14 protein-coding genes and 1 pseudogene are annotated in these 10,854 nt (G+C 45.9%); 11 read left to right on the top strand and 4 right to left on the bottom strand.

The window, feature by feature from the left end; all coding sequences use genetic code 11:
- Both LPW36_RS18025 and epmB read right to left on the bottom strand, forming a co-directional pair.
- Positions 1 to 69, bottom strand: a 69-nt coding sequence (locus tag LPW36_RS18025; RefSeq protein WP_420844810.1) for an IS1 family transposase, incomplete at its 3' end; no start/stop codon positions are given.
- A 114-nt stretch (positions 70 to 183) separates the two neighbouring features.
- Positions 184 to 1,209, bottom strand: a complete 1,026-nt coding sequence (gene epmB / locus LPW36_RS16845) for an EF-P beta-lysylation protein EpmB (RefSeq protein WP_230611682.1) — start codon at positions 1,207 to 1,209, stop codon at positions 184 to 186.
- Between the two features lie 41 nt (positions 1,210 to 1,250).
- Here epmB and efp point away from each other — a divergent pair, with 41 nt between their 5' ends.
- From efp to sugE, 4 genes are all read left to right on the top strand, one after another.
- Positions 1,251 to 1,817 (top strand): elongation factor P, encoded by a 567-nt coding sequence (gene efp / locus LPW36_RS16840; protein ID WP_230611680.1) that lies wholly within the window; start codon positions 1,251 to 1,253, stop codon positions 1,815 to 1,817.
- A gap of 85 nt (positions 1,818 to 1,902) precedes the next feature.
- Positions 1,903 to 2,034: an entericidin A/B family lipoprotein gene (locus LPW36_RS16835; RefSeq protein ID WP_230611678.1), complete on the top strand. Its 132-nt coding sequence runs from the start codon at positions 1,903 to 1,905 to the stop codon at positions 2,032 to 2,034.
- Between the two features lie 41 nt (positions 2,035 to 2,075).
- On the top strand, positions 2,076 to 2,429 hold the full coding sequence (locus LPW36_RS16830; RefSeq protein ID WP_230611676.1) for a DMT family protein: 354 nt from the start codon (positions 2,076 to 2,078) through the stop codon (positions 2,427 to 2,429).
- A gap of 136 nt (positions 2,430 to 2,565) precedes the next feature.
- Positions 2,566 to 2,880 (top strand): quaternary ammonium compound efflux SMR transporter SugE, encoded by a 315-nt coding sequence (gene sugE, locus LPW36_RS16825; RefSeq protein WP_230611674.1) that lies wholly within the window; start codon positions 2,566 to 2,568, stop codon positions 2,878 to 2,880.
- Positions 2,881 to 2,922: 42 nt separating this feature from the next.
- On the opposite strand, the gene LPW36_RS16820 is transcribed toward sugE, so the two are convergent.
- On the bottom strand, positions 2,923 to 3,132 hold the full coding sequence (locus tag LPW36_RS16820; RefSeq protein WP_230611672.1) for a hypothetical protein: 210 nt from the start codon (positions 3,130 to 3,132) through the stop codon (positions 2,923 to 2,925).
- A 15-nt stretch (positions 3,133 to 3,147) separates the two neighbouring features.
- Here LPW36_RS16820 and LPW36_RS16815 point away from each other — a divergent pair.
- From LPW36_RS16815 to rbsR, 7 genes and pseudogenes are all read left to right on the top strand, one after another.
- Positions 3,148 to 3,518 (top strand): annotated as a pseudogene (locus LPW36_RS16815) (CoA-transferase); the annotation flags it as partial.
- A gap of 315 nt (positions 3,519 to 3,833) precedes the next feature.
- Positions 3,834 to 4,253: a D-ribose pyranase gene (rbsD, locus tag LPW36_RS16810; protein ID WP_230611671.1), complete on the top strand. Its 420-nt coding sequence runs from the start codon at positions 3,834 to 3,836 to the stop codon at positions 4,251 to 4,253.
- A gap of 9 nt (positions 4,254 to 4,262) precedes the next feature.
- A complete protein-coding gene (gene rbsA / locus LPW36_RS16805) occupies positions 4,263 to 5,768 on the top strand; it encodes a ribose ABC transporter ATP-binding protein RbsA (RefSeq protein WP_230611668.1) in 1,506 nt (501 codons plus the stop codon).
- Positions 5,769 to 5,774: 6 nt separating this feature from the next.
- The gene (rbsC, locus tag LPW36_RS16800; RefSeq protein WP_230611666.1) at positions 5,775 to 6,743 is read left to right on the top strand and encodes a ribose ABC transporter permease; all 969 of its coding nucleotides are present in this window, start codon (positions 5,775 to 5,777) and stop codon (positions 6,741 to 6,743) included.
- Between the two features lie 24 nt (positions 6,744 to 6,767).
- Positions 6,768 to 7,655 (top strand): ribose ABC transporter substrate-binding protein RbsB, encoded by an 888-nt coding sequence (gene rbsB, locus LPW36_RS16795; RefSeq protein WP_230611664.1) that lies wholly within the window; start codon positions 6,768 to 6,770, stop codon positions 7,653 to 7,655.
- 85 nt (positions 7,656 to 7,740) lie between these two features.
- Positions 7,741 to 8,670 (top strand): ribokinase, encoded by a 930-nt coding sequence (gene rbsK / locus LPW36_RS16790; protein ID WP_230611662.1) that lies wholly within the window; start codon positions 7,741 to 7,743, stop codon positions 8,668 to 8,670.
- Positions 8,671 to 8,674: 4 nt separating this feature from the next.
- On the top strand, positions 8,675 to 9,676 hold the full coding sequence (gene rbsR / locus LPW36_RS16785) for a ribose operon transcriptional repressor RbsR (RefSeq protein ID WP_230611659.1): 1,002 nt from the start codon (positions 8,675 to 8,677) through the stop codon (positions 9,674 to 9,676).
- Between the two features lie 47 nt (positions 9,677 to 9,723).
- Here rbsR and LPW36_RS16780 read toward each other — a convergent pair whose 3' ends face one another.
- A complete protein-coding gene (locus tag LPW36_RS16780; RefSeq protein ID WP_230611684.1) occupies positions 9,724 to 10,338 on the bottom strand; it encodes a trimeric intracellular cation channel family protein in 615 nt (204 codons plus the stop codon).
- Between the last annotated feature and the right edge of the window lie 516 nt (positions 10,339 to 10,854).

Raw genomic sequence — 10,854 nt, 5'->3', positions numbered from 1 at the left:
GGAATGACCGTTTCGGATCACATCACTCGTTTCAGAACAGCGGGGACAAACTACATCAATCTTTGCCATCAATCATCCAAAGGGCGAAGAATACCACAACACTAAATATGCGTCACGACCGAAAAAATCCATTTACTATTGAACATTCCTTCAAATGACAATAATCATTTTTATGGTTGTTTATCAATTGATTATATTCAAGTCTACTGGGGTTTTACTGGGTTGCCCACCAATTTCACGCGTCAGTTTAGGAACTAAATAACCGGATGTTGTTTCCAACATTTTTCGCATAATATGTCGGGCCTGATTATCATCTACCATAAAATGTGCGGCTCCCTGAACTCTGTCTAAAACATGGAGATAATAAGGTAATATTCCTGCATTAAATAATGCATTACTTAGATTAACCAATGTATTGCAATTGTCGTTGACGCCTTTCAATAATACGCTTTGATTTAATAAGGTTACTCCAATGTTTTTTAATTTTTGCATGCTGTTTTTTACCTCAGCATCAATCTCATTTTCATGATTAATATGGGTAACTAAAATGATTTGCAGACGCGAACGGGAAAAACGCTGGCATAGCTCATCGGTTATTCTGTCCGGAATGACAATAGGTAAGCGAGAATGAATACGTAAGCGTTGTAGATGAGGGATTTTTTCCACTTCTGTTATTAGCCAGTCCAGTTCATGGTCTTTGGCCATTAAGGGGTCTCCACCGGAAAAAATCAGTTCGTCCAGCTCAGTATGTTGGCGAAGATAATCCAACGCATTTCTCCAGCTTTCTTTATTACCCGGATTATCATGATAGGGAAAATGGCGACGGAAACAGTATCGGCAGTTAACAGCACAGCCACCCTTAACCAACAGCAGAGCCCGATTATGATATTTATGTAATAAACCAGGGACGGCTGCGCTTTGTTCTTCTAAAGGATCTACACTGTAATCTGGTGCTTCAAAAAACTCATCTTGCAGCGTAATGATCTGGCGTAATAAAGGATCGCTGGCATCGCCTTTTTTCATTCTGGCAGCAAATGCCCGGGGAACACGCAAGGCAAACAGACGACGCGCCTCTATACCGGCACGTAGTTCAGGGTGATTCTCAAGAGATAAAAAACGTAATAATTCTTCAGGATCGGTAATAACATCCGATAACTGTTGCAACCATCCTTCTCTAGTTGCGGTGTTATAGGTTACAATGTGCGCCATTTTTAGCTGAGCTACCTAATTAATCAAGAAAGAGGACCATCATGGCGACTTATTCTAGCAACGATTTCCGTCCGGGTCTTAAAATCATGCTAGACGGCGAACCTTGTGCCGTTATTGAAAGTGAATTTGTGAAACCAGGTAAAGGTCAGGCCTTTGCTCGCGTTCGTCTGCGTAAACTGATTTCTGGTAAGTTATTAGAAAAAACCTTCAAATCTACCGATAGTGCAGAAGGTGCTGACGTGATGGATATGAACCTGACTTATTTATATAACGATGGTGATTTCTGGCACTTTATGAACAATGAGACCTTTGAGCAGTTAGCTGCGGATGCAAAAGCCGTTGGTGACAGCGCTAAATGGTTGGTTGAACAGGCTGAATGTATTCTGACCCTGTGGAATGGTTCACCAATCGCGGTAACGCCACCTAACTTCGTTGAACTGGAAATCGTTGATACTGACCCAGGTCTGAAAGGTGACACTGCGGGTACCGGTGGCAAACCGGCAACGCTATCTACCGGCGCGGTAGTTAAAGTTCCATTATTTGTTCAGTTAGGCGAAGTGATTAAAGTTGACACTCGCTCTGGCGAATACGTATCTCGCGTTAAGTAATTTTCTTAATCGCCAGCATAAGGCCGTTTTACGGCCTTATCTGTTTTAGCAAGACAAAACAATTCTGACGATAAAGGGGTTTGGCATGTTTAAAGCTGTTAGTGCTATCTTTTTATCACTGGTTGTGGTTTCAGCGCTCAGTGGTTGTAACACCATCCGTGGTTTCGGAGAAGATATCCGTCATGTTGGTAGTGCAATTGAACGAGGGGCCAGCTGAAGTTAATTTCTCAGGTTATTCTGTCATCAGGGTAAGCCGCCATGTCATCATTGATTATCACTGTTTGCATGTTGACGCTAAGCAACGTGTTCATGACCTTTGCCTGGTATGGGCATCTGAAATATTTTCATAGTAAAACCTGGGTGATTGCTGCATTAGTCAGTTGGGGCATTGCACTGTTTGAATATCTGCTACAGGTGCCGGCTAACCGTATTGGCTATGAAGTTGCCAGTGCAGGTCAGCTAAAGATTATTCAGGAAGCGATCAGTCTGACGGTGTTTATTCCTTTTTCCATGTACATACTTAAAGAACCGTTCCGTACCGACTATATTTGGGCTGGCTTATGCTTGCTGGGTGCGGTGTTCTTCATGTTCAGAAATAAAATCATGGTATAATTGCGAAGCCTGACGGTTTTATTTCAGGATTTATGGAAATAAGATTGGTCGCATTGGTTTCTTGGCTGGTTGGGACGACCCGACCACGCGTCATCATTTCAGGGGACGACCCCAAAGTATCAGGGGAGTACCTATTATGGCCTGGATTATTCTGTTTATTGCCGGTTTGCTGGAAGTGGTATGGGCAATCGGTTTGAAATATAGTCACGGGTTTACCCGTTTAACCCCCAGTATTATTACCGCTGTGGCAATGGCCGCCAGCGTTTTCTTGTTGGCAAATGCCATGAAAACTTTGCCAGTGGGAACGGCTTATGCCGTCTGGACAGGTATTGGTGCCGTTGGTGCGGCAATAACGGGAATTGTCTTACTGGGAGAGTCAGCCAGTGTGATGAGAATAATCAGCCTGTGTCTGATTATCGGCGGTATCATTGGCCTGAAGTTTAGTTCGTAAGTAGTATTAACCCACTTGATGTCAAAACGATATTGGGTGGGTTTATTTTTCGGGCGTATTATCAAGAGGATTGAGGGAGTTAAGCACCGACAGGCTATGGCTGAGATTCTGTTTATTATTGGCGACTAAACGCTCCAAACCTGCAACAATAAATGAGAGTAAGTATTCACAGGCCTGTTCTTTATCCTCCTCTGAACAGAGCTGTTGCGACAGCCCCCCAATACGATCGACTTCCGAAAAAGTGTTACACATCACACCGACCATAAAATCAAACCCCCACTGAATACTGGCTTCATCGGCGACGGTGATATCGTGAACCTGGGCATCGACCTGCCTATGCTGGTGTGCCTGACGATGTGGATATTGTTCTGCAATCGGAAAATGGCTTTTTAGGTATCAGCCCGGCAGATGAAGTTAATCCCGACCCTGATTTGGCTAATGCGGGTAGTTAACCATGTGGAATTATTTCCGGAGGCTCAACATTCGACAGCGCCTTTTCTTTTGCTCTGATCCGTGGTGGTCACGTGGATGCCTGTATTCAGGGAGGACTGGAAGTCGATCAGAAAGGTAATCTGGCGAACTGGATGATACCTGGACAAGATGGCACCCGGTATGGGGCTATGGATTTATTCACCGGATTGGATAGTACTTTTTTTTCGAATCTTTAGTGTGATAAACAATGTGATAACTCCAGCCACTCTTTTTTCAGCCCTGAACATAAATTATCCAACTATACTTCTGGTAAATCTGACTTTGGGGTGAAATAGCTCAATTCAGACTTAACCGTTTCAGCTGCGGTGGGCATTGGCTATAAATCGAAACGTTTCGATAAAGGTCACAATTTTTCCAAAATCCTTTTGCTTTCCCCGACGATTTTTCTAATACTCCCGATAATAACGAAACGTTTCGATGACGGTAAAACCGCCAAATCAGTTCAACACAAGGTGGGATAAATGAAAAAAGGTAAGCTGCTTAACTCCATGCTCTCTTCCGTGATTTCGCAGTTAGGGCACACCGATACGCTGACTATCGGCGATGCGGGTTTACCCATTCCTGCATCCGTTGAGCGTATTGATTTAGCACTGACACTTGGCGTGCCTTCATTCTTACAGGTATTTGATACCGTAACGGATGAGATGCAGGTTGAAAAAGCGATTATTGCCAATGAAATCAAAGAAAAAAACCAGCATATTCATCAAGCGTTGCTGACCCGTCTTAAACAGCTGGAACAGCATCAGGGCAATGTTATTGCGCTGGAGTATGTCTCCCATGAACAGTTTAAGGCTTTATCCCATCACAGCCGAGCCATAGTACGTACGGGGGAATGTTCCCCTTACGCCAATATTATTCTGTGCTCCGGCGTTGTGTTCTGAGGTACTCCTATGCAACCTCTGCTTAAACTTAACGGTATCGATAAATCCTTCCCGGGTGTGAAGGCGTTATCTGGTGCCAGCCTTAGCGTTTATCCCGGCAAAGTGATGGCACTGCTGGGAGAAAACGGTGCTGGTAAATCAACCCTGATGAAGGTACTGACCGGGATTTACACCAAAGATGCCGGAACTATCGAATATCTGGGTAAAGAGGTGGCCTTCAGTGGCCCTAAAGCCTCACAGGAAGCGGGAATTGGTATTATCCATCAGGAACTAAACCTGATCCCTCAGTTGAGCATTGCTGAAAATATCTTTCTTGGTCGGGAATTTGTTAACGCTATTGGCCGTATTGACTGGGAGAAAACCTATGCGGAAGCTGACCGCCTGTTGCGTCGGCTAAATGTAGGTTACAGCAGTCGTCGTCTGGTGAGTGAACTGTCTATTGGCGATCAGCAAATGGTAGAAATCGCCAAAGTACTGAGCTTTGAGTCCAAAGTTATCATCATGGACGAACCAACGGATGCGCTAACGGATACCGAAACTGCCTCACTGTTTAATGTGATTAATGAGCTGCGGGCTCAGGGTTGCGGTATCGTTTATATTTCCCACCGTCTGAAAGAGATCTTTGAGATTTGCGATGATGTGACGGTGCTGCGCGATGGTGCTTTCATTGGCGAACGTCCGGTAGCGGATTTAGATGAAGACAGACTGATTGAAATGATGGTGGGTCGTCGACTTGAGGATCTCTACCCTCGTCTGGATCAGCCACGCGGTAGTTTGCGGTTACAGGTGAAAAACCTTTCTGGTAAAGGCGTCCATGATGTTAGCTTCGATCTTTATCGCAGCGAAATTCTGGGGGTTTCCGGTCTGATGGGTGCCGGTCGTACTGAATTAATGAAAATGATTTACGGCGCGCTGCCTCATACCTCTGGCAGCGTAGTTCTTGATGGTCATGCAATAAAAATTCATAGCCCACAGGATGGCCTGAAAAATGGCATCGTCTATATTTCAGAAGACCGTAAAGGCGATGGTCTGGTGCTGGGCATGTCAGTTAAAGAGAACATGTCCCTTACCGCATTACGCTACTTCAGTAAGCAGTGGGGCTCCCTTAAGCATGCAGAAGAGCAGCAGGCCGTTAGTGATTTTATTAAGTTATTCAATATTAAAACGCCATCGATGATGCAGACCATTGGTCTCCTGTCCGGCGGTAATCAACAAAAAATTGCTATTGCCCGCGGCCTGATGACTCGTCCAAACGTTCTGATTCTGGATGAGCCAACGCGCGGTGTGGATGTTGGTGCGAAGAAAGAGATCTATCAACTTATTAACCAGTTTAAACGAGAAGGGTTAAGCATCATCTTAATCTCCTCTGAGATGCCGGAAGTTATTGGCATGAGCGACCGTATTCTGGTTATGCATGAAGGCCGTATCAGCGGCGAATTCCCTATTGAACAGGCAACACAAGAAGTACTGATGGCGGCGGCGGTCGGCAAACAGTACGGTGTTACGCAGGAGTAAGACACAGTGAATACCTCAAAAACACCTTCAACCAGTCGCTTCAATAAGGAGTGGTTGCTTGAACAGAAATCGCTGATTGCTTTGATCGTTTTGATCATTGTAGTTTCGTTTCTTAGCCCTAACTTCTTTACTATCGATAACCTGTTCAATATTCTGCAACAGACTTCGGTAAACGCCATTATTGCCGTGGGTATGACGCTGGTGATCTTAACCTCCGGTATTGACCTGTCGGTGGGTTCGATACTGGCGTTAACCGGTGCCGTTGCTGCCTCGCTGGTTGGTCTTGAGCTAAACGTTTTTGTTGCTCTGGCTGGCGCGCTGGTGCTGGGTGCCGGTATTGGTACCATTACCGGTGTAATTGTAGCCAAGGGCAAAGTGCAGGCGTTTATTGCCACGCTGGTGATGATGTTAATGCTGCGTGGCGCAACGCTGGTCTACTCGGAAGGTAGTCCAATAAACCTGGGCTTTACCGATTCGGCTGAAGCTTTTGAATGGTTTGGCGTAGGTCGTCCGTTAGGCATTCCGGCACCGATTTGGATTATGGTTATCGTATTTGTTGGCGCCTGGTACTTACTGAATCATACTCGTCTGGGGCGTTATATTTACGCGCTGGGTGGTAATGAGTCGGCAACGCGTTTGTCAGGTATCAGCGTTGATCGGGTTAAAATTATAGTGTATGCACTGTGCGGTATGTTAACCGCGCTGGCAGGCATTATTGAAGTCGGACGTTTATCCTCAGCGCAACCAACGGCAGGTCTTGGCTATGAATTAGATGCCATTGCCGCGGTTGTGTTGGGGGGAACCAGTCTGGCGGGAGGAAAAGGGCGGATCACCGGTACATTAATTGGTGCTCTGATTCTGGGATTCCTGAGCAATGCGCTCAACTTGTTAGGCGTATCTGCTTACTTCCAAATGATAGTGAAAGGCGCCGTCATTTTACTGGCGGTATTAGTAGAAAACAGAAGCAGTAAATAACCTTTTTATACAGGAATAATGAAGATGAATATGAAAAAGCTGGCTATGTTAGTTTCTGCTACCGCGTTAACCCTTTCTGTCAGTGCTGGTGCGATGGCGAAGGATAACATTGCGCTGGTAGTCTCTACGCTTAATAACCCATTCTTCGTCTCTATGAAGGATGGTGCTCAGAAGAAAGCCGACGAATTGGGTTATAACCTGATCGTACTGGACTCACAGAATAACCCGGCTAAAGAGTTAGGTAATGTGCAGGACCTCACCGTTCGCGGCACCAAACTGCTGCTGATCAACCCAACGGATTCTGATGCTGTGGGTAACGCAGTAATGATGGCTAACAAAGCTAAGATCCCGGTGGTAACTCTGGATCGCGCTGCGAATAAGGGTGAAGTTGCCAGCCATGTGGCTTCTGATAACGTCGCCGGTGGTAAAATGGCCGGTGAGTTCATCGCCAAGAAATTAGGTAATGATGCCAAAGTCATCCAGTTAGAAGGTATCACCGGAACGTCTGCTGCGCGTGAACGTGGTGAAGGCTTTAAGCAATCCATGACTGACCATCCATTTAAGCTGTTAGCCAGTCAGCCAGCAGACTTCGACCGTACTAAAGGTTTGAACGTTATGCAAAACCTGCTGACCGCACATGCTGATGTTCAGGCGGTGTTTGCTCAGAACGATGAAATGGCACTGGGTGCAATGCGTGCACTGCAAACCGCCGGTAAGAAAGATGTACTGATTGTTGGCTTCGATGGTACTAACGATGGCATTAAAGCAGTGAAAAGCGGCCGTATGGGCGCAACCATTGCTCAACAGCCAGAGTTGATTGGTAGCATGGGCGTTGAAGTTGCTGACAAGATCCTGAAAGGCGAGAAGGTCGAAGCAAGCAATCCTGTGGCATTAAAACTGATCACCGAATAAGCCTGTAGGCAGGCATAACGTTATCAGTATGTTGTACACGCGGTAAATACGATTTTACCGCGTGATCTTTCCCAAGGGGGCGACGATGTCAGCGAATAAACTGGTGGTGCTGGGAAGTATTAATGCAGACCACATTCTTAATGTGAATGAATTTCCCCGCCCGGGTGAAACGATTACCGGCAAAGACTACCGAATTTCATTTGGTGGCAAAGGCGCTAACCAGGCCGTGGCCGCAGGCCGCAGCGGTGCCAATATCACCTTTATTGCTTGTGTAGGCGATGATGATATCGGCAAGCAAGTGTGCAGACAGTTGAAGCTGGATAATATTGATATCCAACCCATTGAGAGCATCAACGGTACTAATACCGGTGTTGCCATGATTTTTGTTAACGGCAAAGGCGAAAACGTCATTGCTATTGATGCAGGCGCTAACGCAGCGGTTACCCCCGATTATCTGAATAAATACCGTCAGCAAGTTATTGATGCTGATGTGCTGCTAATGCAACTGGAAACACCGCTGGAAACCATTCTGGCAGCCGCCAAACTGGCGAAGCAGAACGACACGCTGGTTGCCCTTAATCCTGCTCCGGCCCGTGAACTATCGGATGAGCTGTTGGCTAATATCGATATTATTACGCCTAATGAAACGGAAGCGGAACAGTTAACGGGTATCACCATTGTTAACAGTGACGATGCCAACAACGCCGCCGGATTATTACATGCGAAAGGTATTCGTAAGGTGATTATTACCTTGGGCAGCCGTGGCGCCTGGGTAAGTATTGATGGCATTGGTAGCCTGATTGAAGGCTATAAGGTTGAACCTGTTGATACCATTGCTGCGGGCGATACGTTTAACGGCGCTTTGATTACGGCAATGCTTGAAGGTCAGGAATTGTATCAGGCAGTTAAGTTTGGTCATGCAGCTGCGGCTATCGCGGTAACGCGTCGGGGAGCACAGCCTTCCGTGCCGTGGCGTAAAGAGATCGATGCTTTTTTAGCAACCAGACAGGGGTAGTATTTTGGCAACGATGAAAGATGTAGCTCGTCTGGCGGGCGTTTCCACATCAACGGTGTCTCATGTGATTAACAATAATCGCTTTGTGAGCCAACCCGTCAGGGATAAGATTCTTTCTGCCGTTGCTGAACTTAATTACTCGCCTTCGGCGGTAGCCCGTAGCCTAAAAGCCAAAGAGACGCGCACTATCGGTATGCTTCTGACCTCCAGTAATAACCCGTTTTATGCTGAGGTAGTCAGGGGTGTTGAAGAGAGCTGCTATGAGCGCGGTTACAGTCTGATTCTGTGTAACACCGAAGGCAATACCGAACGAATGGGAAGTAGCCTGGAAACCTTGTTACAGCGTCGGGTTGATGGGCTGATTTTAATGTGCAATGACCGTAACCCCATTTCTGAAGTGCTCTTTCGTTATTATCCTAATTTACCGGTAGTGATGATGGATTGGGCGCCGTTTAACGGAGTCTGCGATACCATTCAGGATAACTCGTTAATCGGTGGCAAACTGGCGACAGAGTATCTTATCTCCCGAGGTTATCATCGAATTGCCTGTATTACCGGACCGCAGGATAACACTCAGGCTCGTCGCCGTTTACAGGGTTACCAGCAGGCCATGGAAAATGCAGGATTAACTGCGCCAGAAGCCTGTCAGATTTTTAGTAACTTTGAGTTTTCCGGTGGTCTTGAGGCAATGCAGCAATTATTAATGCTGCCGGAGCCTCCGGAGGCCATCTTCACCTGTAATGATGCTATGGCGGTTGGCGTCTATCTGGCGATAAATCAGGCCGGATTAAAGGTAGGACAGGATATTGCGGTTATTGGCTACGATGATATTGAACTGGCAAAATTTATGTCACCGCCACTGACTACCATTCATCAGCCAACCGATGCATTGGGGAAGCTGGCCATCGATACGTTAATGCAACGCTTAGAAAAACAGATCACCGAACCACGTACCCTTGAACTGACGCCTGAATTAGTGGAGCGCGACTCTGTTGGCGTGTGCTAAGTGAATGAATACCGCTTATTAAAAAACGGTATTCATTGATACCAGCGTTAGTCATCAATTTGATAGCTGAAAACCGGTAAACCAATCTTGAAAAAGATGGCCAACATTCTGAAGATAAAACCAAAAATCAGTGTAGCGATGACCGCGATATCCGCCATGATATTCAGATGGCTCAGCCCGATATACAACATCGCTGAAGCAAAAGAGACGCTGGCATATAGCTCTTTTTGAAATACCAGTGGGATACGATTACAGAAGAGATCTCGCAGTACACCGCCAAATACCCCGGTAATTAACCCCGCGATTCCTGCTATCAGAACGGGCAGATTCATACTCATCGCAACCTGTGCCCCGATGATAGAGAACACCACCAGACCTACGGCATCTAACACCAGAAAGAATTTTCGTAAATAGATCATGATGCGTGATGTTGCTACGGTCATCACCGAGGCGGTTGCAACAATCAATACATATTCCGGATGGGCCACCCAACCTAAAGGATAGTGACCTAAAATGATATCCCGCACGGTTCCACCGCCGATGGCAGTGACGGCAGAGATAATGATAACGCCAAAAATATCCATTTTGCTTCTACCCGCAGCGAGCGCTCCAGTCATTGATTCTGCGGTAATACCGATGATATACAGATAAAAAAGCATGATACTTCTTATTTTATTTAATGCGTGGATTGGTGTGCTAATTATTTCAGGTTTTTATGGGGTTTTCAGCTGTAATTGTGATTTTATTTTAGGCTAAAATGCTTATTTTAGAGGTGAATTGAACAGTTGTTGAACAATAAACTTATTGAGTTGCTTGAATTGAGCAAACTTGTAACGGATAAATGAGTTTAGAAACTTAGGGATATTTTTGTCTGGAATGAAGTACGTTTAACACACTAACTTCCTTGATGACGTTTTAACCAGTATAGTTTTTCATAGTCAGGAAACCAAGCTGAGTGGAGACGGCCAGAAAACACTTCTGGCGTTAATTTTAGTTTTCAACAAAGCCAATCGGAGAGAGAAGCCACCGCACTCCGGTGCTGAGTACAAACGCCCTTCCGGCCGTACACCTCAGTTCATATAGGTACTGAGTTATTACGGCCGGAATACCCACAACCGCCAATTTAAAGAATCAAAAAACATTCCCCTCAGAACGCAAAAAGCGCCCCAACGGGGCGC

The organism is Limnobaculum eriocheiris, assembly GCF_021010575.1.
Taxonomy (GTDB): Bacteria; Pseudomonadota; Gammaproteobacteria; order Enterobacterales; family Enterobacteriaceae; genus Limnobaculum; species Limnobaculum eriocheiris.
Note: the sequence above shows the minus strand (reverse complement) of the source record. Positions and strands in the feature narration are given on the sequence as shown.